This is a genomic window from Cupriavidus sp. L7L (assembly GCF_004353535.1).
GTDB classification, from domain to species: Bacteria; Pseudomonadota; Gammaproteobacteria; order Burkholderiales; family Burkholderiaceae; genus Cupriavidus; species Cupriavidus oxalaticus_A.
The window spans coordinates 67,939-89,735 of sequence record NZ_SMNY01000007.1; the positions used below are offsets into that span (position 1 = coordinate 67,939).

23 protein-coding genes and 2 pseudogenes are annotated in these 21,797 nt (G+C 66.4%); 9 read left to right on the forward strand and 16 right to left on the reverse strand.

All coding sequences use genetic code 11. The annotated features are described in order from the left end of the window. Nucleotides 1-15 precede the first annotated feature (15 nt). The 3 genes from E1J61_RS06955 (at nt 16) to E1J61_RS06965 (ending at nt 3,157) form a co-directional block, all read left to right on the forward strand. Entirely contained in the window at nt 16-1,074 is a 1,059-nt protein-coding gene (locus tag E1J61_RS06955) for a 3-keto-5-aminohexanoate cleavage protein (RefSeq protein ID WP_133093394.1), read from the forward strand. A gap of 66 nt (nt 1,075-1,140) precedes the next feature. Further along, the gene (locus E1J61_RS06960) at nt 1,141-2,142 is read left to right on the forward strand and encodes a tripartite tricarboxylate transporter substrate binding protein (protein WP_133093395.1); all 1,002 of its coding nucleotides are present in this window, start codon (nt 1,141-1,143) and stop codon (nt 2,140-2,142) included. 43 nt (nt 2,143-2,185) lie between these two features. Further along, the gene (locus E1J61_RS06965; protein ID WP_133093396.1) at nt 2,186-3,157 is read left to right on the forward strand and encodes a zinc-binding dehydrogenase; all 972 of its coding nucleotides are present in this window, start codon (nt 2,186-2,188) and stop codon (nt 3,155-3,157) included. Here E1J61_RS06965 and E1J61_RS06970 read toward each other — a convergent pair. The 5 genes and pseudogenes from E1J61_RS06970 to E1J61_RS38795 form a co-directional block, all read right to left on the reverse strand. Next, nucleotides 3,144-4,226 (reverse strand): AraC family transcriptional regulator, encoded by a 1,083-nt coding sequence (locus tag E1J61_RS06970; RefSeq protein ID WP_133093397.1) that lies wholly within the window; start codon nt 4,224-4,226, stop codon nt 3,144-3,146. The genes E1J61_RS06965 and E1J61_RS06970 overlap by 14 nt on opposite strands. Before the next feature lie 241 nt (nt 4,227-4,467). Then, nucleotides 4,468-5,124 carry a DUF799 domain-containing protein gene (locus E1J61_RS06975; protein ID WP_133093398.1) on the reverse strand — a complete coding sequence of 219 codons (657 nt, stop codon included), beginning with the start codon at nt 5,122-5,124 and terminating at the stop codon, nt 4,468-4,470. Further along, nucleotides 5,121-5,540, reverse strand: coding sequence for a DUF4810 domain-containing protein (locus tag E1J61_RS06980; RefSeq protein WP_133093420.1), 420 nt, complete (start codon nt 5,538-5,540; stop codon nt 5,121-5,123). The genes E1J61_RS06975 and E1J61_RS06980 overlap by 4 nt, the downstream gene beginning before the upstream one ends. A gap of 28 nt (nt 5,541-5,568) precedes the next feature. Then, nucleotides 5,569-6,195, reverse strand: coding sequence for a CsgG/HfaB family protein (locus tag E1J61_RS06985; RefSeq protein ID WP_133093421.1), 627 nt, complete (start codon nt 6,193-6,195; stop codon nt 5,569-5,571). A 175-nt stretch (nt 6,196-6,370) separates the two neighbouring features. After that, nucleotides 6,371-6,660 (reverse strand): annotated as a pseudogene (locus E1J61_RS38795) (hypothetical protein); the annotation flags it as partial. A gap of 63 nt (nt 6,661-6,723) precedes the next feature. On the opposite strand from E1J61_RS38795, the gene E1J61_RS06995 reads away from it, so the two are divergent. Both E1J61_RS06995 and E1J61_RS07000 read left to right on the forward strand, forming a co-directional pair. Continuing rightward, nucleotides 6,724-7,650 (forward strand): LysR family transcriptional regulator, encoded by a 927-nt coding sequence (locus E1J61_RS06995; RefSeq protein WP_133093399.1) that lies wholly within the window; start codon nt 6,724-6,726, stop codon nt 7,648-7,650. A gap of 110 nt (nt 7,651-7,760) precedes the next feature. Beyond that, entirely contained in the window at nt 7,761-8,102 is a 342-nt protein-coding gene (locus E1J61_RS07000) for a zinc ribbon domain-containing protein YjdM (protein WP_133093400.1), read from the forward strand. Nucleotides 8,103-8,322: 220 nt separating this feature from the next. On the opposite strand, the gene flgL is transcribed toward E1J61_RS07000, so the two are convergent. The 11 genes from flgL to flgB all read right to left on the reverse strand — a co-directional run bounded on the left by flgL (nt 8,323) and on the right by flgB (nt 19,211). Next, nucleotides 8,323-9,546, reverse strand: coding sequence for a flagellar hook-associated protein FlgL (gene flgL / locus E1J61_RS07005; protein WP_133093401.1), 1,224 nt, complete (start codon nt 9,544-9,546; stop codon nt 8,323-8,325). 41 nt (nt 9,547-9,587) lie between these two features. Continuing rightward, entirely contained in the window at nt 9,588-11,510 is a 1,923-nt protein-coding gene (flgK, locus tag E1J61_RS07010; protein ID WP_133093402.1) for a flagellar hook-associated protein FlgK, read from the reverse strand. 221 nt (nt 11,511-11,731) lie between these two features. Further along, on the reverse strand, nt 11,732-12,787 hold the full coding sequence (flgJ, locus tag E1J61_RS07015; protein ID WP_133093403.1) for a flagellar assembly peptidoglycan hydrolase FlgJ: 1,056 nt from the start codon (nt 12,785-12,787) through the stop codon (nt 11,732-11,734). 2 nt (nt 12,788-12,789) lie between these two features. Beyond that, a complete protein-coding gene (locus E1J61_RS07020) occupies nt 12,790-13,959 on the reverse strand; it encodes a flagellar basal body P-ring protein FlgI (RefSeq protein ID WP_133093404.1) in 1,170 nt (389 codons plus the stop codon). Then, nucleotides 13,943-14,641 carry a flagellar basal body L-ring protein FlgH gene (gene flgH / locus E1J61_RS07025; RefSeq protein ID WP_133093405.1) on the reverse strand — a complete coding sequence of 233 codons (699 nt, stop codon included), beginning with the start codon at nt 14,639-14,641 and terminating at the stop codon, nt 13,943-13,945. The genes E1J61_RS07020 and flgH overlap by 17 nt, the downstream gene beginning before the upstream one ends. A gap of 11 nt (nt 14,642-14,652) precedes the next feature. Continuing rightward, nucleotides 14,653-15,438, reverse strand: a complete 786-nt coding sequence (gene flgG / locus E1J61_RS07030) for a flagellar basal-body rod protein FlgG (protein WP_029048755.1) — start codon at nt 15,436-15,438, stop codon at nt 14,653-14,655. A gap of 96 nt (nt 15,439-15,534) precedes the next feature. Beyond that, nucleotides 15,535-16,278, reverse strand: a complete 744-nt coding sequence (gene flgF / locus E1J61_RS07035; RefSeq protein ID WP_133093406.1) for a flagellar basal-body rod protein FlgF — start codon at nt 16,276-16,278, stop codon at nt 15,535-15,537. 44 nt (nt 16,279-16,322) lie between these two features. After that, nucleotides 16,323-17,585 carry a flagellar hook protein FlgE gene (gene flgE / locus E1J61_RS07040; RefSeq protein WP_133093407.1) on the reverse strand — a complete coding sequence of 421 codons (1,263 nt, stop codon included), beginning with the start codon at nt 17,583-17,585 and terminating at the stop codon, nt 16,323-16,325. 66 nt (nt 17,586-17,651) lie between these two features. Then, on the reverse strand, nt 17,652-18,323 hold the full coding sequence (gene flgD, locus E1J61_RS07045) for a flagellar hook assembly protein FlgD (protein WP_133093408.1): 672 nt from the start codon (nt 18,321-18,323) through the stop codon (nt 17,652-17,654). A gap of 38 nt (nt 18,324-18,361) precedes the next feature. Next, nucleotides 18,362-18,769 (reverse strand): flagellar basal body rod protein FlgC, encoded by a 408-nt coding sequence (gene flgC / locus E1J61_RS07050; RefSeq protein ID WP_029048751.1) that lies wholly within the window; start codon nt 18,767-18,769, stop codon nt 18,362-18,364. Nucleotides 18,770-18,803: 34 nt separating this feature from the next. Beyond that, nucleotides 18,804-19,211 (reverse strand): flagellar basal body rod protein FlgB, encoded by a 408-nt coding sequence (gene flgB, locus E1J61_RS07055; protein ID WP_133093409.1) that lies wholly within the window; start codon nt 19,209-19,211, stop codon nt 18,804-18,806. A gap of 230 nt (nt 19,212-19,441) precedes the next feature. Here flgB and flgA point away from each other — a divergent pair, with 230 nt between their 5' ends. The 4 genes and pseudogenes from flgA to E1J61_RS38170 all read left to right on the forward strand — a co-directional run. Further along, on the forward strand, nt 19,442-20,251 hold the full coding sequence (flgA, locus tag E1J61_RS07060) for a flagellar basal body P-ring formation chaperone FlgA (RefSeq protein WP_133093410.1): 810 nt from the start codon (nt 19,442-19,444) through the stop codon (nt 20,249-20,251). Nucleotides 20,252-20,423: 172 nt separating this feature from the next. After that, a complete protein-coding gene (gene flgM, locus E1J61_RS07065) occupies nt 20,424-20,732 on the forward strand; it encodes a flagellar biosynthesis anti-sigma factor FlgM (protein ID WP_133093411.1) in 309 nt (102 codons plus the stop codon). Between the two features lie 7 nt (nt 20,733-20,739). Further along, nucleotides 20,740-21,201: a flagella synthesis protein FlgN gene (locus tag E1J61_RS07070; protein ID WP_133093412.1), complete on the forward strand. Its 462-nt coding sequence runs from the start codon at nt 20,740-20,742 to the stop codon at nt 21,199-21,201. Nucleotides 21,202-21,616: 415 nt separating this feature from the next. Then, nucleotides 21,617-21,797: pseudogene (locus tag E1J61_RS38170) on the forward strand (IS630 family transposase); the annotation flags it as partial.

Consider the following 21,797-nt stretch of genomic DNA (forward strand, 5'->3'; position numbering starts at 1 on the left):
ACACGGAGACTCCCCATGAACTTCCTCGACGGCCACCTCTTTCCCGAAAACCAGCAGCCGCTGATCATCACGGCCGCACCGTATGCCCCCGGCTGGCTGCCTTCCGATTTCCCGGAAGACATTCCGGTCACCATGGAGGCACAGATCCAGAAGGCCGTGGACTGCTACAACGCCGGCGCCACCGTGCTGCACCTGCATGTGCGCGAACTGGACGGCAAGGGCTCCAAGCGCCTGTCCAAGTTCAACGAACTGATTTCCGGCGTGCGCGCCGCGGTGCCCGACATGATCATCCAGGTGGGCGGCTCGATTTCCTTCGCGCCGGAAGATGAAGGGCAGGCAGCCAAGTGGCTGTCGGACGACACCCGCCACATGCTGGCCGACCTGGATCCCACGCCGGACCAGGTCACGGTGACGGTCAATACCTCGCAGATGAACGTCACCGACCATGCGGAAGACGCTGACTTCCACGGCACCTCGCGCCAGGACATGGCGCTCTTCGACGCCTACAAGAACATGACGGTGCCCGCCAATCCGGGCTGGGTGGAAGAGCATGTGCGCCGGCTGACCGCCGCCGGCATCCAGAGCGAATTCCAGTGCTACAACATCAACAGCCTGGAGTCGGTGGAGCGGCTGATGCGGCGCGGTTTCTACAAGGGCCCGCTGAACATCAACTGGGTGGCGATCGGCGGCGGCATGGACACGCCCAGCGTCTACAGCCTGGCCAACTTCATGCGCGCGGTGCCGGACGGCGCGGTGGTGACGGTCGAGAGCAATGTGCGCAACGTGCTGCCAGTCAATACCATGGGCATTGCCATGGGCCTGCACGTGCGCTGCGGCACCGAGGACGTGCTGTGGAACCCGCGCCGCACCGCAAAGCAGGGATCCGTGGACCAGATCGAGCAACTGGTGCGCATCTCCCGCGAACTGGGCCGTGACATCGCCACCGCCAAAGAGGCGCGCGAGATCTGCCGGATCGGCGTGTTCTACGACACGGTGGAAGAGTCGCTGCGGGCCAACGGCTTCGCGCCCAACCGCAACGGCGCTACCCAGGGGTTCCTGCGCAAGACCCAGTAAGCCGCACTCCCCCGCCGACACGGCCCGCCGACAGGGCCGGGGGGACACAGAGAAACGGAGACAGACATGAAACGCTTCCCCCAGACCCGGCGCCGCGCGGTGGTGCTCGCGCTTGCCCTCGGCGCACTGCTGCCGGCCGCCCAGGCGGTGCGCGCCGCGCCGGCCACCGAGTGGCCGACCAAGCCGGTGCGGATACTCGTCGGCGCGCCCCCCGGCGGCACCGCTGACATCCTGGCACGGCTCTTTGCCCATGAGCTGCAACGGCCGCTCGGGCAGCCCGTGATCGTCGACTACAAATCCGGCGCGGCGGGAACCATCGCCGTGCAAAGCCTGCTGTCCGCGCCGCGTGACGGCTATACGCTGCTGCTGATCCAGAAGGGCATCGCCTCGGAGGTGCCGCAAGCGATCAAGGTGTCCTACAACCCGTTCAAGGACATCGTCCCGCTGGTCCAGCTCACGCGCCAGGGCCTGGTCCTGGTCGGCAATCCCGGTCTTCCCGCGAAGAACCTCGCCGAGCTGGTCACGTACGTAAAGGCGAATCCGGGCAAGGTCGATATCGCGAACTTCGGCATCGGCCTGCGCGGCCACACCATCGGCGTCCAGTTCAACCGGCTGGCGGGGCTCGATACCGGCGCGGTCAGCTACAAGGGCTCGCCGCCCGCGCTGCAGGACATCATGGGCGGGCAGGTTCCGCTGATGTTCGACGGTCCGGCGACGTCCATGCCGTTCATCAAGGCGGGCAAGCTGCGGGCCTTCGCGGTGGCCTTCCCGCAGCGGCTCGCCGCGCTGCCGAACGTTCCCACGTTTGCCGAGCTGGGCTATCCCGACCTGAGCGAGGTGGGCTGGATGGGGCTGTGGGCGGCGCCGGGCGTGCCGCCGGCAGTGGTCGCCAAGGTGCGCGAGGCCACGCTCGCGGCCATGAAATCGCCCGCGCTGCAGCGCAAGATCGAAGAGCTGGGCATGGAGATCGGCACGCCGGCCACTACGGATGAGCTTGCCAGGGACGTGCGCGAGTCCTACGAGCGCCAGGGCAAGCTGCTGCGTTCGATTCAGTTCAAGCCGGAATGACGGCAGCCGGGGCCATGCCCCGATCCCTGTCACAGGAGACAAAATGAAAGCAGTACGAGTTCTACCGCGCGCGGAGGGTGGCCAGTTGGCCGTGCAAGATATCCCCACGCCGCAACCTGGCCCCGGCGAGGTGCTGGTGCGCGTACGCGCATCCGGCATCAACTATGGCGAAATCAAGTACATGCGGGAACACCGCACCGGTGCCCCGATGACCGCCGGCGTGGAATTCGCGGGCGAGGTCGCCAGCGTCGGCGCGCAGGTCCGCGGCTGGCGCGAAGGTGACCGGGTGATGGGCCATGGGCGTGGCTGTCATGCCCAGTACGTCATCGCGGCGCCGCTGGCGCTGATGCCGGTGCCGCCGGAGGTATCGTGGGTCGACGCGGCCGCATTCCCCAATGTGTTCATCACCGCCCATGACGCGCTGGTCAGCAACGGCGAGCTCAAGGCCGGCGAGACGGTGTTCATCAACGGCGCCTCGGGCGGGGTCGGCATGGCCGCGGTGATGGCCGCCTCCGCGCTCGGCGCGAAGGTGATCGCATCGTCGCGCTCGGCGGCCAAGCTGGAGCGGCTGGCAGGCTATGGCGTCGATGTCGGCGTCAATGCATCGAGCGAATCGCAGGTCGAGGCCATCATGGCCGCCACCGACGGGCGTGGCGTCGACGTCATCATCGATACCATCGGCGGCACTGTCTTCGAAGATCACATCAAGAGCCTGGCGGTCAAGGGCCGGCTGGTGAACCTGGCGCGCCTCGGCGGCGCCAGTACGGCCCAGGTCGATCTCAACCTGCTATGGCTTAACCGGCTGAAGCTGATCGGCGCCACCTTCCGCACGCGCACCGAGGCCGAACGCCTCGCCTGCGTGCAGGCCTGCGCGCGCGACCTGATGCACTTCTTCCGCGAAGGCAAGCTGCGCCTGCCGATCGACCGCACCTTCCAGATGGATGCGATCGGCGAGGCCTATGCCTACATCGAGCGCAGCCAGCATATGGGAAAAATCGTGCTTATTGCCGACTGACGGCAGTTCCCGCGCGCCGGCGCCCCGTGCCGGCGCGCTCCGCTGCTGGCTGGCCACCCGACACGGCTGCCTGCAAGCGCCATTGCGTGACGCTGCAGCCGAAGCTCGCGCGAAACCAATGGCTGAAACTGCTCTGGTTCGAGAATCCCAGCAGCCCCGCGATCTCGCCGAGCGGCAGGTCGCTCTCCTGCAGGTGCCGTTTGACCAGCTCGGTACGAACCTCGTCGAGCAAGTCCGAGAAGGTCAGCCCATCGACGATGAGATGGCGATGCAGCGTGCGGCGGTCCACCCGAAGATGCCGCGCCACCTGCTGGGCGGTACAGCGTCCGCCGGGCAACAGCGCCATGATCAGCTCGCGGCACGCCTCGCGCATGCCCTCGCCGCGCTGGCGCAGCGATGCCTCGAGGTAGTCCCGTGCCAGCTGGATGGCCCCGGAATGGTCGGGCGTGCGCGGCGTGTCCAGGTCGGCCGTCGCGCAGACCATGCCATTGAACGACTGGTTAAACATCGGGTTGCGGCCGAAGAATGCGCGGTGCGCCGCCATATCCGCCGGCGGCCGGTGCGTAAAGCAGACCTGCTGCGGCCGCCACTGCGGCCCGATCAGCTCGCGCAGGATCCGGAACATCATGGCCACGCTCAACTCCATCGCCTGCCGCGTTGGCGCGCCCGGCCCCGGCAGCAGGTCTTCGCGGATGACCACGGTCTGCCCCGTCTCCTCGATGCGCATGACCAGCGAAGTGCTGATCAGCTTCAGGTAGCGGCACAAGGCATCGAGCGCCTGCCTCGGCGATGGCTCCTCCTTCAGCACCAGGCTGATCGGCCCCAGGTTGGAAAGCGTGCGGCGCGCCGCCAGCCGCAGCGCAAAATCCTCCGTACCGGTGGCGCTGGCGGCCAGCTCCAGCAACTCGCGCAGCGCCTGGCTGGGAATCAGCGCCTGCGGGTCCCTGAGCAGCCGCGCGGACAGCCCGGCCTTGCGCAGCAAGGCCCCGGGATCATGCCCGAGCGACTCCGTCAGCTCGATGAAGCCACTCAGGCTGGCGCTGCGGACAAGTCTTCCGACGTTTTGCATGGCGAGGACCCGGCGCGCGCGGGGACTGCGCCGGGGCATTCGTGTGAGTCGATGGGGGCGCTGCGGGACGGGGGTCGCGCACGCGGGTGCGTGCAGTATGCCTCAAACGGAGGCCTGGGACCGGCGAGTGGGGAGCGTTGGAGATTTCAAGACACGCGATCAAGGCACGGGACCAAGGCACCAGATCAGGAGAGATCGCATGGTCGGACCGGCACATGGCACCGGTCCGTTTTGCCTGAGGTCAGTCAGACTGGTACTTGGGCGAGCGCGGCCCGTAGAGAATGCCGGCAGGCTGGCCGGCAGACAGCAGCCGGTAGCTGGCGGTGCCCGCCACGCTGTAGCTGGCATCGAACGTGTGGTTCATGACCTGCGTCACCGCCGCATTGATGAGCATGCCGATCAGTCCGCCGCCACCGCTGGAGCTGTCGGTGGCTGACACGGCCGTACCGCTCCACAGGACGTCGCCCGTCTTGAGATCGACCAGCTTGGCGTTGGCGGCCACGCGGGTCACGCTGCTGATGACCTGGTATTTCGAACCATACTCGGTGACGGTCACGTACAGCGCGGCGTCGGCCCCGAAGATCTGGCGCAGCCTGGCCACCGGCACGGAATGGATGTCAGCCGGCACGGTCAGGCCGTTCTGCCGGAACGTCTCTTCAACCACTGCGACCGGCAACACGTAGTAGCCCGATTCCGCCAGCGGGACCGTCGCTTGCGACAGCATGGCATAGGTGGCCTTGACGTCCGGCGACTCGTTCAGCGGCGGCAGCACCACGATCGAGCGGGGACGGCTGGCCTTGAACGCGGAGTAGTCCACCTGCTTGTTCTGCACCGCGCAACCGGCGAACAGCAGCACGACACCCAGGCTGGCGATATAGGTCAGGATCCGGCGCATCATTTGGCACTCCCTGCCGCGGGCGCGGCCTTGGCGGCGTCCGCCTTGATTTCAGTGCGGCTGTCGCTCTTGACGTTACGCAGCAGGAAATCCATGTACGGCGTGGCTTCGGGGAAAAGGGTTTTCTCGGTCTGGAATGCGCTGACCATCTGGTCCGGCTTGCCAAGGTTGAGGTACAGCATGCCAAGCTGGGCATGGTAGCCCGGCGGCACGGCGCCGCCCTTGGCCTGGATCTTCTGCAAGCCCGCTTCCAGCGCCGTAACTTGCGCCTCCCGGGACTCGCCCTTGAAATATTCGTAGACCTGGGCCTGGTACCCCTCCCACTGATACATGGGCTGTGGGGCCGCGCAGCCGGCAAGCAGGATACTGCCAGCGACAGACCATAACGCTGCCCTGCGCAGCGTGACCGTTTGCATCATCATTGTTTTCATTTTGGTAATGGAATGGTTATCTCTGACCCGGGTTCCACGCCCCGTTCTCGATGGCTGCCACGAGGTTGTTGATGGCCTCGCGCATGGCCAGGTCCATGACCTTGCCGTTCAGCGTCGAGTCATAGCTGGCGGTGCCGCCGAAGCCGATCACTTCGCGGTTCGACAGCGTGTATTCCCCCGCGCCCTGGGTTGAATAAACCACTTCCGAGGTCGAGATGTTGATGATGTTCAGGTTGACCTTGGCATAGGCCACCTGGGATTTGCCCCGGCCAAGGATGCCGAACAGTTGCACGTCGCCGACTTCCTTGCGGCCAAATTCGGTGATGTCGCCGGTGACGACAAAGTCCGCCCCCTTCAGGCGCTGCGCCTGGTTCTTGATGGTTGCCTCGCGCCTGATCTCGTCCAGGTTTTCACGCTCCAGCACGTTGAAGCGGTTGGTCTGCTGCAGGTGGGTGACCAGGCTGGTCTTGGCCTGGCCGCTCAGGCGATCGATGCCGTCCGAAAAAACACCACGCATGTAGTTCGAGCGGTTGTCGAACTTGCCTACCGCAATAGGCGTGCGCACGCCGTTGTACGGGCGGCTGGCGCTTTCCACCTTCTGGACCGGCAACGCGGTCGAGGATTCGGTGGCGCAGCCAGCCATGCCAAGCGCGGCAACGACGGCGAGCAGGCAGCAAGTCTTGGTTTGTTTCACTGATTTCTCCTGGTTTGCAGTGGGGACGCGGCGGCTATTATGGCGCGGCGGCGCCCGGGCCGCGACTGGTGGCACAGCCGGCGGCGTCATTCCGGGAGGAAAGAGGGAGGTGGTATCCGGCCAGCTACAGCGACCGGCTGCAGGAGGGAGCTGGAGGTAGAGAAGCCCCTGCAATGGCGGGGTTCAGGCTGCGGCCGCGGCCAGCGCGGGGGAATCGGTGAGGCCTTGCGCAACGCCGCCGAAGGGCGTTCGCGAGCAGGTTGCTGGCGAGGTTCTCGCACCTGGTGGACGACGGGATCACCGAGTAGCCGAGTTGCAGCGCCCAGGCCAGCACGACCGGGCCGGCGTCGCCTGGTGCCGCTGCGCGATCGCGCCGATCACCGGGTCGCCAAGCACCTTGCCGCACGCCAGTGTGCCCGCTTTACTTTCGCTCAAAAAGTGGTCTATAAACCAGACTGTCTTGATTTCAGATCAACAATGAACATCACGCTCGACGAAATCCAGGCGTTTGCGACCGTGGTCGACACCGGCTCGATCACCGCCGCCGCGCAGCAGCTGGACCTGACCGTGTCGGCCACCAGCCGCACGCTCGCGCGGCTCGAGGAAAAGCTGAAAACCACGCTGCTGCGCCGGACCACGCGCCGCCTGGAATTGACCGAGGAAGGCCGGGCATTCCTGCAGAATGCGCGGGCGATCATCGACTCGGTCGAAAGCGCCGAGGAACAGATGCTGGCGCGGCGCGAGAAGCCGTCCGGGCGCTTGCGGGTCGACGCCGCGACGCCGTTCATGCTGCACGTGATCGTGCCGCTCGTGCGCGGCTACCGCGAGCGCTATCCGCAGGTGGAACTGGAGCTGAACAGCAACGAAGGCATCATCGACCTGCTCGAGCGGCGCACCGACGTGGCGATCCGGATCGGCCGCCTGAAGGATTCGACGCTGCATAGCCGGCTGATCGGCAATAGCCGGGTGCGCATTCTCGCCAGTCCCGCCTATCTCGAGGCACATGGCCATCCGCGCAAGGCCGAGGACCTTGGCGGGCATGCTCTGCTCGGCTTCAACCAGCCCGAGTCGCTGAACGTGTGGCCGATACTTGGCGCGGACGGGGAACCGTACCGGATCGCGCCGGCCGTGTGGTCGTCAAGCGGTGAAACGCTCCGGCAACTTGCGCTCGACGGCTCAGGCATCGTCTGCCTGTCGGATTTCATGACCGCGCAGGACCGCGAGTCCGGGCGCCTCGTGCAGGTCCTTGCGCGCCACACGCAGGACGTGCGGCAGCCGGTGCATGCGGTCTACTACCGCAACACGGCGATTTCATCGCGGATCGCGTCGTTCGTCGAGTATCTGATCGAAGTGCTCGGCAGCGGAAGCGCCGCGCGCGGGGCGCCGGCGTGGACGGACCGGTAATCTCGCGCTCAAGCCCGGTGGCACCCTGGCTGGCCCAGTTGTCGTACTCAGCCTGGACGCCGAACCGGCCGGTATACTTCCGGCCTTCACCAGGTACCCAAGGATTACCCATGAGCGCATTACCCTCCTGCCCGAAATGTCATTCCGAGTTCACCTATGAGGATGGGGGTCTCTATATTTGCCCGGAATGCGCTCATGAATGGTCGGCGCAGGCATCGGCACCGGCCGAAGCGGAAGCCCGGGTTTATCGCGATTCAGCCGGCAACGTATTGCAGGATGGGGATACCGTCACAGTCATCAAGGATCTCAAGCTGAAGGGATCGGCCGGCGTGGTCAAGATGGGCACCAAGGTGAAGAACATTCGCCTGGTTGACGGTGACCACGATATCGACTGCAAGATCGATGGCTTTGGTGCCATGAGCCTGAAATCGGAGTTCGTCAGGAAGGTGTGACGGGATCGAGCTTGCGCTTCGCCCGCAAGGCGCGGAGACCGATGCCTATCTGGGGCTCATCTATGCCATCGATCCCGACCGGAGGTTTCCTCCGGTGCATGACCAACGTGTCGACGATGGCACCCGAGATGCCCCTGCCGCGGCTTCCGTGCTGCTGACGAAGCTCTCGCCGGTCCAGCATGAAGCACTGGCTTTGCTTATTCTGCGCGGATTTCTTGCATCACAAATATTTAAACAAATTCATTCCTTGAATCTGCATAAACGATTGCTGCGCCCCCTGCAGCGCTGTCTGCCGCTGGTAGTACTCGGTAATCGCCGCCGCATAATCCAGGTCCTGCAGCCCCGACAGCGTCTGCGAGTACGTCAGGTCGCGGTTCGTGCCGACATCGTCCAGCGCATCCAGTTCCTGCATCCGCGAACCCACCGAGGCGCGCACCGTCAGCACGTTATCCAGCGAGTTGGAAAACTGGCGCGTCGCCGTGGACAGCACGTTGCTCAGGTTGGCCTGGTCGCCCGGAGTGGTAGTCGGCTTGCGCAGCGTGTCGATCACGTTCTGCAGATTGGCGAACATGTCAGTGCCGGCTTCCCTGGCGGGTTGCATGGTCAGGGTATCGCCGTCCTTCGGCTCGCCGCTGACGTTGAAGGTCACGCCGCCGATCTCGATGCGCGCCGGTGCGTTGTAGGCAGTCGGGCCGGCCAGCGCGGGCGCGGCGGGATCGGCCATGTCGGTGATGGTGTATTCCATCTGGCCGCCGGCGTTGGCCTGGAACGTAACCTGCAGCGACTTGCCATACAGCGGGTCGCTGGGATCGGTGATCGAGACCGTGCCGAAGGTGGCGCTGCCGGTGTTGGCGCTATTGCCCTTGACGACATAACCGGCACCGCCGGTGACGCTCATGAACACGTCGCGGCCGTTGTCGCCCGCGGGCATCTGGCGCGCGACGTCGACCTGCAGCAGTTGCTGGCCGGTGTCGCCGATGTAGACGCCGGCGCCGCTGGCTTGCGAAAACGGCGCCGTACCGGAGCGGGTGCCGCCGAACAGGTACTGGCCGTTGCCGTCATCGGAGTTGGCCAGGCCGACCAGCTGGTTGTACAGGCCTTCCAGCGCGGTGGCGAGCGAGCCGCGGTCGGCGTCGCTCATGGTGCCGTTGCCGGCCTGCACCAGCAGCGTCTGGATGTTCTGCGTGACGGTGGTCAACGATTGCAGCGCGTTTTCTTCCGCGGCCAGCGCGATATTCGCCTGGCTGCGCGACGTCGCGTACTGGCCGTTGACCGCCTGGGCCTGGCTGACGCCAAGGGCGCGGGTGGCCGCGACCGGGTCATCCGACGGCGTGAGAATACGGCGGCCGGTGCCGAGCTGCTGCTGGATATGCAGCAGCGAGCCCTGCTGCAGGTTCATCGACGCCAGGCCTTGCTGATACAGGGTAGAGCTTGCAACACGCATGATGGATTGCCTATTCGGATACGTTGACTTGCCGGCTGGCCTTACCGGATGCCGATGAGGGTGTCGAACAGCGAGCCGGCCGTCTGGATCACGCGGGCGTTGGCCTGGTATAGCTGCTGGAAGCGCAGCATCGACACGGTTTCCTCGTCCATGTTGACGCCCGACACCGACTGCTGGGCGGCCTTGATCTGCGTGGTGATGCTGTCCTGCGATGCCGAGGCGATCTTGACTGACTTGGCGCGCGTGCCGACGTCGTTGACCAGCTGCGCGTAGGCATCGCTGAAGCTGGATACGCCGCCGACGGTCTTGGCGTTCTGCAGCTTGGCCAGGTTCAGCATGTTGCCGTTGTCCTTGACGCCACCGGCGTTGCCGCCGAGCGTGAAGGAATCGTCTACCTTGGGCGTGCCGCCAAAGCTGAAGGTCAGGCCGCCGATGTTGTAGTCGGTATTGCTGCCATTAGGCACGCCCGTGGGCTGCGGCGTCAGGTTCGTGCCTGCCGCATCCTTGAACACGTAACCGGCCGCGGTATAGACGGCGGTGATCTTGCCCGCCAGCGGCGTGAAGCCCGGCACAACGTTGCTCAGGCTGGCAGTGGCGCTGCCCTTGTTGCCGGGAGCGGCATCGGCCCGCGCCGGCGAGGCCGCGGCGATCCTGGCGGGATCGCTGATCGCCATGTCGAAGCCGGCTGCGGCATTGCGCGTCGGCTGGATCACGAACGAATCGTTGGCGCCCATTGCCGCATCGATCGTCACGCTGAAGCCATCGGCACTGAAGGTCAGCGGATAGGTGGGCGCGGGCGTGCCCGGCACTGGCGTGGCCACCTGCGCGTTGTCGGACAGGCGCGTCAGCGTGTAGCTGGTGCCGTCGAACTGCAGCTTGTAGTCGCTGGTGGTCAGTGCCGAGGCGTCGTCGATGGTGGCCGTGGCCACGGTGCTGATGGCAGTGTTCCTGTCGTTGGGCAGCACCGTGGCATTGCCCAGCTTGAACATGTCGGTGCCGATGTCGCCGTTCAGGTCCATGCCCAGCTTGTGCTGTTCGTTGAAGCTCTGGCCGATCGCCAGCGACAGCCGGCCGATCGCGCTTTGCGCGGCATCGAGGGTCTCGGTGCGGAACTGCAGCAGGCCGCCCAGGGAGCCGCCGGTGATCGCGCCCGGCTGGCTTTCATAGACGCTGCCGTTCGGCAGGGAATAGGCGACCACGGTACGGCCCGGGTCGGCAGCGGAAGTCACTGCCTTCAGGTCGTACGACTCGTTGCCCATCACCAGCGGCTGGCCGTTGCCGACGAAGACGTTGTAGGTGCCACCGTCCTGCACCACTACCTTGGCGCCGACGAGCTTGTTCAGCTCGGCCACCGCCTGGTCGCGCTGGTCGAGCAGGTCGTTGGGCGGCTGGCCGCCGGACGCGGCCTTCATCCGCGTGATTTCCTGGTTCAGGTTGGCAATCTGCGTGGTATAGGCATTGACCTGCGTGACCGCGGTGCCGATCTGCTCGTTGACGCCCGACTGCAGTTGCTTGAAGTAGTTGCTGGCGGAGCGGACCTGGCCGACCAGGGCCTGGCCGGCGGAGAGCATGCCCTGGCGCGCGGCGGGGTCGGCCGGCGTGTCGGCCACTGCCTGCACCGCGGCAAAGAATTTCTGCATCAGCGGCGCCAGGCCGCCCTTCTGGTCGGCGAGCAGGTTGTCGATCTGGGCGATCTGGTCGGAATAGGTCGCCAGCGAGGCGCTGGCCGAGGTGGCGCCACGCAGCTGGCCGGTCAGGAACTCGTCATAGACGCGGATCACGGTGGTGGTGTTGGAGCCATAGCCGTAGAAGCCCTGGCTGGTGTACTGGCCGCCGGCCGATGCCACGATGGCGTTCTGGCGCGAATAGCCTTCGGTCGCCGAGTTGGCAAAGTTGTGGCTGGTCGTCGTCAGCGCGTTCTGCGCGGTGTTCAGGCCGGAAAGACCAATACTGAAGAGAGACATTGTGCTCTGACCCCGGATTCGTTGGGCTGCCCGCGGCGTGGCGCGGCGGTGGTGGATGGGGGTGTTATCGGCCGATTTGAGGTGGGACTTTAGGCTGACGTGCGGGGATAGCGCGCGACCTTGAGGTCCATATGCCGCGCAACTTGCGGCGGTTTGCTCCCCTCTCCCACTTCGCGGGAGAGGGAAGCCTCGTTCCGGCGGTGTCAGCTACGGCCTGCGCGTTAAACCGCCACCTTTTTCATGATCTTCACCAGCTTGTGCCCGTACGCAGGATCCGTCGCATACCCCGCACGCTGCAACCCATGCGCCGCCTCCTCCGCCGACCCCGCGCTCACCACGCCGGCATAGCGCGGATTATTGGTCAGCAGCCGCGCGTAGTCCGCGCAGGCCTCGTCATACGATCCATACGCGCGGAACTTCGCCTTTACCTTCTGCGGCTGGCCGTCGACGTACTCGGTGGTGGTGATCTCGGCCACGCGGCCCTTCCAGCTCGATCCTGCCTTGATACCGAACACGTTGAAGGTGGTCGAGCCATCGGCATGCAGGATTTCGCGCTGGCCCCAGCCCGACTCGAGCGCCGCCTGGCCGACGATCAGCCGTGCCGGCACGCCCGAGGCACGGGATGCGGCTTCGGCCGGCGCCGCCATGCGCGCGACAAAGGCGCTGACGTGGGCGGGCGCATCGGCAGGCAGCGGGCCGAGCACTTCGCCGCCCTGGCCGTCCTGCCCGTCCTGGCCTCGGTCGCCGTAGAACTGCGACTGGTACTGGCGCAAGCCCGCGGTTGGGTTCCAGTTCTGTCCCGGCACCACCGTGCCGACAGCAGGCAGGTCCGCGGCTTCATTGCCGCCGGCGGAGGCCGCGCCGCGGCTGTCGAGCAATCGAGCCATCTCGGCATCGGCGGCACGGCCGGACTCGGCCGGCGTCATCGCATTCATGCCCGCGGGCATCGGCGTGCCCGCGGCGCGCGCCAGCTGGCGCACCATCACTTCGGCCAGCCCGATGCCGCGCGACGACATCTGCTGCGCGAGCTGCTGGTCCATCATCGACATATAGAGCTTGCTCTGCTCGTTGTCGAAGAGGCCGTCCTGCGGCGTGGCGTTGCGCATGCTCTTGAGCACCATCTGCGTGAACACCGCCTCGAACTGTTTGGCGGCCGCCTGCAGGGTTGCCGCGTCGGCACCGTTGCGCGCGCTGTGCTTGAGCGCCTCGAAGCCCTGCGTGTCGAGCGCGAAGCGCTGAGTCAGGTCCGCGGCCTGCGGTGGCATGGACGCGCTCATGATCAGATCACTTCCAGTTCCGCACGCAGCGCACCGGCGGCGCGCATCGCTTCCAGGATGGTCTGCAGGTCGGCCGGGGTCGCGCCCAGCGCGTTCAGGCCCTTGACCACGGCCGCCAGCGAGGCGCCCGCCCTGACCACCTGCAGCGAGCCGCCCTGCTGCCTCATGTCGATCTGGGACACCGGCGCCACCACGGTCCGGCCCTCGCTGAATGGCGCGGGCTGGCTGATCACCGGCTGCGTGTTGATCACCACCGACAGGTTGCCGTGCGCGACCGCGCAGTCTTCCACCGTCACCGCCTGGTTCATCACGATCGAACCGGTGCGGGCGTTCAGGATGACCTTGGCCGCGGCCTTGGCGGGGGTCACGTCGATATTCTCGATGCGGGCCAGGAAGCCCACGCGCGCGCTCGGCGCGGCGGGAGCGCGCACCTGCACGGTGCGGCCGTCGAGCGCCGCGGCGACGCCGCCGCCCATGGAACGGTTGATGGCTTCGACCACGCGCTCGGCGGTGCCGAAATCGGTTTCCTTCAGCTCCAGGTTGAGCACGCCGCCGTCCGGCTGGAACGGCGCGACCGCGCGCTCGACGATAGCGCCGTTGGCGATACGGCCCACCGCGAGCTGGTTGATCTGCACCTTGCTGCCGTTGGCCGACGCGCCCGCGCCGCCCACCAGCATGTTGCCCTGCGCGATGGCGTAGACCTGCCCGTCGGCGCCCTTGAGCGGCGTCATCAGCAGCGTGCCGCCGCGCAGGCTCTTGGCATTGCCCATCGACGACACCACCACGTCAAGCTGGCTGCCCGGCTGCGCAAACGCGGGCAACGTGGCCGTGACCATCACCGCGGCCACGTTCTTGAGCTGCATGTTCTTGCCGGCCGGCAGCGTGATCCCCAGCTGCGAGAGCATGTTGGTCAGGCTCTGCGTGGTGAACGGCGTCTGCATGGTCTGGTCGCCGGTGTTGTCCAGGCCGACCACCAGGCCGTAGCCCACCAGCGGGTTGTCGCGCACGCCCTGGAAAGTGGCCAGGTTCTTCAGGCGCTCGGCCTTGGCAGCGGTGGCGAAGGCGCCGAAGGCCACGCCCAGCGCCAGGCTGATCACGCTCACGCGCAGCAGGCGTGACAGGAAATAGGCGAGCATGGAAGCGGACATGGCGCGGTCAGAACGGTAAGACATTGAGGAAGAAGCGCTGCAGCCAGCCCATGTTCTGCGCTTCGTCGATCACGCCCTTGGCGGTGTACTCGATGCGCGCGTCGGCCACCTGCGTGGACAGCACGGCGTTGTCGCCGGTGACGGTGCGCGGGTTGACCACGCCCGAGAAGCGGATGAACTCGGCGCCCTGGTTGATCGCCATCTGTTTTTCGCCGGAGACCACCAGGTTGCCGTTCTGCAAGACTTCCAGCACGGTGACGGTGATAGTGCCGTTGAAGGTGTTGGCCGCGCTGGCGCCGCCGCTGGCCTTCATGTTGTTGCCGCCATTGATGTCGGCGTTCTGGCTGGCGCCGAACAGCCCGCCCAGTGCGCGCGGCACGGCATCGAACGTCAGCGTGGTGCTGCCGCTACGGCTGGTATTGGTGCCGGAGTTCTTGCTGGCGTTGACGTTCTCGGTGATGACGATGGTCAGGATGTCGCCCACGTTGCGCGGGCGGCGGTCCTCGAACAGCGGGTTGCCGGCATACGACGACTGGTAGATCGATCCGGAAGCCGGCCCGACCGGGCGCGGCTCGGCGCGCGCGGTGGTGGGCAGTTGCACCAGCGGCTCGCGCGGCACCAGCGCGCAGCCGCTCGTGGCCAGCATTGCCACGCCGGCCAGGCAAACCAGCGCATGCGCGCCCAGGCGGGAAAGCAAGGTGGCCATGTCCACAACTCTCAACCCATCTGCGCCAGGCGCTGCAGCATCTGGTCTGAAGTCTGCACGGCCTTGCTGTTGATCTCGTACGCGCGCTGGGTCTGGATCATGCTGACCAGCTCTTCCACCACGTTGACGTTGGACGCTTCCACGTAGTTCTGCTGCAGCACGCCGGCGCCGTTCAGGCCCGGCACGGTGGTATTGGGCGCGCCCGAAGCATCGGTCTGCACATACAGGTTTTCGCCCATGCTTTCCAGGCCGGCCGGGTTCATGAAGGTGGCCAGCTGCAGCTGGCCGACCTGCACGTTGGCGCTCGAGCCCGGCTGCGTCACCGACACCGTGCCGTCGCGCGCCACCGTCAGCGACAGCGTGTTGGCCGGGATGGTGACGGCGGGCTGGATCACGAAGCCGCTGGACGTCACCAGCTGGCCGTTCTGGTCCACCTGGAACGAGCCGTCGCGGGTGTAGGCGGTGGTGCCGTCGGGCAGTGCCACCTGGAAGAAGCCCTGGCCGATGATGGCCACGTCCTTGTTGTTGCCGGTCTGCTGCGGATTGCCCTGGGTGTGGATGCGCTCGGTCGCGACCGGGCGCACGCCGGTGCCCAGCTGCATGCCCGAGGGCAGCGTGGTCTGGTCCGACGACAGCGCGCCGGGCTGGCGGATGGTCTGGTACATCAGTTCCTCGAACACCGCGCGGCCGCGCTTGAAACCGTTGGTCGACACGTTGGCCAGGTTGTTCGAGATCACGTCCATCTGCGTCTGCTGCGCATCGAGGCCGGTCTTGGCAATCCAGAGAGAGCGGATCATGGTGGTCCTTGCTGGGAGTCTTTCTTGTAGCTGGTAGCTGGAGCGAGGGGCGCGCAATCGGCGCGCCCCTCGCTCCGGTCCTGTTTTGCCGCCGCGTCAGTTGGTCGACAGCAGCTGGTTGGCGCGCTGCTCGTTGCCGTCCGCGCCCTGGATCATCTTCATCTGCATCTCGAAACGGCGCGCGTTGGCGATCATCTCGACCATGGCTTCGGTCGGGTTGACGTTGCTGCCCTCGAGCGCGCCGGAAATGACGCGCACGGTGGGGTCGGCTTCCAGCGGCTGCGCGCCGGGGCGCAGGCGGAACAGGCCATCGTCGCCGCGCGCGATGGCGTCGTTGGGCGGGTTGACCACGCGCAGCTTGCCTACCTGGGCCAGGCCAGCCGAGGCTTCGCCGGGGCCGCGCGCGGTGATGGTGCCGTCCGTGCCGACCGTGACCTGCGAACCCGGCGGCACCGCCAGCGGGCCGCCGTCGCCCATCACCGGCAGGCCGGACAAGGTCTGCACCTGCCCGTCCTGCGCCACCTGCAGCGCGCCGGCACGGGTATAGGCCTCGGAGCCATCAGGCGCCTGCACCACCAGCCAGCCGTTGCCCTGCAGCGCCACGTCGAGATTGCGGCCGGTGTAGGTCAGCGGACCGGCGCGCATGTCGGCGCCGGGCGTCGAGGCCAGCGTGAAGGCGCGCGTGCCGGCCTCGGCACCGACCACGGGCACCGCGCGGTACAGGTTGACCTGCGCGCGGAACCCGGGCGTCGACACGTTGGCCAGGTTGTTCGATACCGCCGCCTGCTGGTCGAGTATCTGCTTGGCGCCCGACAGGGCGGTATAGATCATGCGGTCCATCGACTTGCCTCAGCTGGTTTGCTCTTCACGCGACGCGTCGTGCCTTACATGTTCACCAGCGACTGCATGACCTGGTTCTGGGTCTCGATGGTCTTGGCGTTGGCCTGGTAGTTGCGCTGGGCGATGATGAGGTTGACCAACTCGGCGGAGAGGTCGACGTTGGACGCTTCATTGGCGTTCGACATCAGCTGGCCGCGCGAGCCGCCCGGCGTGCCGATGACCGGCTGGCCGGAGGCGCCGGTGGCTGCCCACGTATTGCCGCCCTCGGCGCGCAGGCCTTCGGCGTTGCCGAAGCTGGCCAGCACCACGGTGCCGAGTTCCTGGGTCTGCTCGTTCGAGTAGCTGCCGCGGATGGTGCCGTCGGCTTCGATCGAGAAGCCGAGCAGGCTGCCCGAGGCATAGCCATTCTGTTGGGGCGGCTTGGCGTCGTGGTCGGAGCCAAATTGCGTCGTGCCGGCCAGGTCTACCTTCATCGACATGGCGCCGGCGCCGTTTGCCGCCGGCGAGGTCAATGCGAACGAGGCGGGGTTGGTGGAGACCAGTTTGCCGGCACTGTCGAACGCCAGCGTGACCGTCTGGCCGGCGGGGGTGGGCGGCGTCGTGGCGGCATCGCCGATTCCAAGCCGGTTGCCGGCCTCGTCGGTCACGTTTAGCACCCAATCGGTGCCGCCGGGCACCGTCGGCGCCCCTCCCATCTCCTTGCCGAAATAGGCAACCACCTGCCTGGCATTGCCGAGCGAGTCGTACACCGTCATGCTGGTGCTGTAGTTGTACATCGACGAGTCAGGCAGGTTGCCGGGCGTGCTGGCGAACGCGGTCGTCGGCACGGTGCTGCGCGAATCGAGGTTGTACTGCGCCGTGATGTCGGTGGTTTCCTGGGGCGGCATCTGCGCATTGGATACCACCAGCGGCTGCGGCGTGGCGCCGCCGCCGGCCGCGGCTGCCGGATAGCCTGTCAGCTGCAGGCCCTGCGCGTTGACGATGCGGCCGTCATCCGTGCGCAGGAACTGCCCATTGCGCGAGAAATGCACCGATCCATCAGTCCCGACCAGCCGGTAGAAGCCGCTGCCATTGGTGATGGCCACATCCAGCGATCGCCCGGAGGCCTCGATATTGCCCTGCTTGAACGACTGGACCACCGAGTTCACCGTGGTGCCCAGGCCGATCTTGCTGCCGGCGTAGACATCGGCGAACTGCGTGCTCGATTGCTTGTAGCCGACCGTGTTGGCATTGGCAATGTTGTTGCCGATTACATCCAGATTGGCTGCCGCGGCGTTGATGCCGCTTACCCCTTGACCGAAACCCATGGATATCTTCCTTTTGACTTGGCTGTCGTTGATGCCGGTGCGCGCAGCATGCGCCAGCGCCTGCGATTAGAGAATGCGCCGCACCTCGTCGACGTTCGCTGCCTGGCCGTCGGCCAGGTTGACCAGCACGCCGGACGCGTCGCCGCTGATGCTCTGTACCTTGCCGTAGACCAGCGCCACCGGCTGTACCGAGGTGCCGTTGGCTGTGGCGTTGACGCGGAAGGTGTATTCGCCGTCCGCGACCGCGACACCGGCATCGTTCTTCCCGTCCCACGCCACGTCGTGCACGCCCGAGGTCTGGCCCTTCATGTCGATGGTGCGCACCACGTTGCCCTTGTCGTCGAGCACGTCGACCGTGACGGCGTCCGCCGTGGACGGCAGGTCGACGCCGAACCTGGTAGGCACAGCGCCTTCGACCGACACCTGCTTGCCCGGCACCATCACCGTGCGGCCGATCAGCGCGGCGGAGTCCATCGCGCGGCTGGCGCTGACCTGGTTCAGCAGCTGCGACAGGGTCGCATTCATGGTCTGCATACCGCTGACTGTGGAGATCTGCGCCAGCTGCGAGGTCAGCTGCGAGTTGTCCAGCGGCTTGAGCGGGTCCTGGTTGTTGAGCTGGGTCACCAGCATCTTCAGGAAGTTGTTCTGCAGGTCGGCGGCGCTGGCGCTGCTGCTCTTCAGAGCATCGTTGATGTTGGTGGTACTGCTGTTGCTGTTGACCGAAGAAGTGGTTGTCATGTCGCGCGGTTCCTCTTTCCTTAGCTCGTCGAGGGCCGTTACTGGCCGATCGTCAGCGTCTTGAGCATCATGTTCTTGGCGGAGTTGAGCACCTCGACATTGGCCTGGTACGAGCGCGAGGCCGAGATCATGTTGACCATCTCTTCCACCGGGTTGACGTTGGGCATGACCACGTAGCCCTGCGCGTTCGCCATCGGATGCGTGGGGTTGTGGACCATGCGCGGCGGCGACGGGTCTTCGCTGATGCCGGCCACCTGCACCCCGCCGACGTCGCTCTGGCCGGGCGTGGGCGCCATGCCGAACACGACTTGCTTGGCACGGTAGGCCTGCCCGTCTGGGCTGACCACGCTGTCGGCGTTGGCCAGATTGGACGCGGTCACGTTCATGCGCTGCGACTGCGCCGCCATGGCCGAGCCAGCGACGTCGAAGATGTTCATTGCCGGCATGCGCTCCCTCCTTGCTGCTGGATCTGTTGCTCGCTTATTGCTGGATCGCCGCCAGCATGGTCTTGATCTTCGAGTTCATCACCGTCAGGCCCGACTCGAAATGCACCGCGTTGTCGGCGAAGGCCACGCGCTCGGCATCCATTTCAACGGTGTTGCCGTCGACGCTGGACTGCAGCGGAATGCGGTAGGCCAGATCGAACGCCTCGCGGGTCGGCGCCTGCGCGGGCAGGTGGCGGACCTGGGTGGTCGACAGCGACATGCCGTCGTTGCGATGGCCGCGTTCCACGGACTGCGCCAGCGTGCTGGCGAAATCGAAGTCGCGGGCCTTGTAGCCCGGGGTATCGGCGTGCGCGATGTTGGAGGCAATCACCGATTGCCGCTGGTTGCGCAGGCTCAGCGCTTCCTGCTGGAAGCGTAGCGACGCGTCGAGTCTGTCGATCATGCTGGCATCTCCCTGGACGACCTTCTTCAGGGGTGCCATCTTAGGCGGGGGCATGTCGCGCCAATCGGATGAATAAGGACGGGAAATCCTTGCATTTCGGCACGCCCTCGCGCGAGGCGCTGCCTACAATCGGAACCCGATGACTGATGTAGACGGGGGCGCGCCGCCGGTCACGGGGCAACGCGCCGGGCATGCCAGCGCAGGCCCGCCGTCCTTGCCGGGAAGACCAGATGAACCCCAATCGCCGCTCCCTCCGACGCACCCTCGGCCGCTATTCCCGCCGCAACGGCCCGCGCAAGGCGCAGACCCTGCTGGCGGCATGCCTGCTGTGCCTTGCCGGGGCCGCCGGCGCTGCGCCGGCGCAGGCCACTCCGGTCGCCATGCAGGCACCGGCGGCCGGCCAGCACACGGCCGCTGCAAGCCCCTTCGCCGAGGATCCCGCACGCGCTGCCGTGGAGCGCTTCCTGCTGCAGCAGACCGCCGGCCTGCCCGGCAAGGTCAGCGTGCAGGTGGCTCCGCCGTCGGGCGGCCGCGCGCCGGAGTGCGTATCGCCCGACCCGTTCCTGCCCGCCGGCGCCTCGCCGTGGGGGCGGGTCTCGGTCGGCGTGCGCTGTGGCGGCGAGCGGCCGTGGGTGCGCTATATGCAGGCGCGCGTATCGGTGCTGACCGACTATTACGTCGCGTCGCGCGCCCTGGGTCCGGGCGAACCGGTCAGCCAGGCCGATATCGAAGTGCGCCAGGGCGACCTTGCCACCTTGCCGCGCGCGGTCATCACCGACCCGGCCCAGCTCGCCGGCGCCGTCGCCGCCAACCGCATCGCCGCCGGCTCGCCCATGCGCAGCGACCTGCTGCGCAAGGCCATCGCGGTGCGCCAGGGACAGACCGTCACGGTGTCGGTCGAGGGTGAGGCGTTCCAGATCTCCAGCGAGGGCAAGGTGCTGGCCGACGCCGCCACCGGCAATACCGTGCAGGTCCGCCTGCGCAACGGCCAGGTGGTCAACGGGCTGGTGCGCAGCGGTGATACCGTCGTGCTGCAATAAGCACTTCGAGTCTGCCGATCGTAGCTGGCAGCCGGATTCCGATGGCACCGCGGCATGCGAAAATGCCGCCGGTCCAGCCGTGCGGGCGATATGGGACGCACCCCTGGGGCACGTTCCCTAAAGATTTCCCCGCCACGGCCGTAATGCCATAGGAAACCAGCAAGGAACGCCCGTGAAGATCAACCATTCCACCTCGTCCCGGCCCGCCGACGCGCCCGCAGGCGACGCCGCCGCCCGGCCCCAGGCCGCACCGGCCAGCGCCGCCCCGCCGTCCTCCGGGCTGAGCGTCAGTCCGCTGGCCGCACAGGTGCGCGAGATCAGCAGCCGCCTGGCGCAGGAAACCGACGACGATATCGATACCGCCAAGGTCGAAGAAATCCGCCAGGCCATCGCCGAAGGCCGGATCAAGATCGACCCGGGCAAGATTGCCGATGGCCTGCTCGCCAGCTTGCGCGAGCTAGGCCAGGCCGACCCTCAATAGCCAAATCATGAGCCAAAGCCTGATCCAGTCCCTGCAGCGTGAAACCGAAGGTGTTGAAGCTTTCGGGCAACTTCTTGCGCAAGAGCGAGATGCCATCAAGCGCGGGGATTTCACTGCGCTCAGCGAGTTGCTGACGCGCAAGGTGGAAGTGGGTCAGGGGCTGTCGCGGCAGGTCCGGGCGCGGGAAGCGCAGATGCAGGCGCTTGGCTTGCAGGCCGGACCGGATGGGCAGCTGCTCGGACGCCATATCGAGGCAGGCGTCGCCGAAGCTTGGCGCAAGCTGATCTTTGCCGCCCGCGTGACGCGGGATGGCAATGCGCTGAATGGCGCCGTCATCAAGGCACACCTCGAATTCACGCAGGAAGCGATTCAGGCGCTGCGCCAGCATAGTGGCGGGGATGCCGGGTTGTATGGGAAGAATGGGAAGGCGGCGGCCGGGGTGGGGGGTGTTAGCCTGGCGGCTGGGTGATTTGGGCTTAGGCTGATTTGGGCTTAGGCTTGCGGCTGGGCATCTGGTAGCCATTTGATATGCCCGGTTCCGCCCTAAAGGGCGGGTAACTTTTTGTCCGAGCGACAAAAAGTCACCAAAAAGCGCGTTTACGGCCCTGCGGGCGGCCACACTTATCGTAGTGTGCCGGGGTTTTCGTACGGGGCTTTGCTTCGTTGCAGGGCAGGACTGCCTGACGCCATGGTGCGCGACGGTGGCTCGGGATTGATGCGGTGATTGAACGAGCCCAGAGCTGTTGGGTGGCCCCTGCTGCGGGCGGCATGGCAGGAACGCCTTCGGCTGCGCTGCGCGCGGGTCCTAGTTGGTCTGCGGGGCGGGGCGATATGGCTATCGCTAGTCCAGTGCGTCATTGAAAAAGCACCCCATTTATGGTTAGATCAGGTGCATGGGAAAAATGAATCTGACCGAGCTCGAGCGTGAACAATTGCTGTCGGCGACTCGCAGCCGAACCATTCGGGCAGCCGACGCGCGCCGGGCCAAGCTGATCCTGATGCTTGAAGACGGTGAATCGCGCGACGCGATCATTGAGCGGCTGGGGTGCGATTCGCGTTTCATCT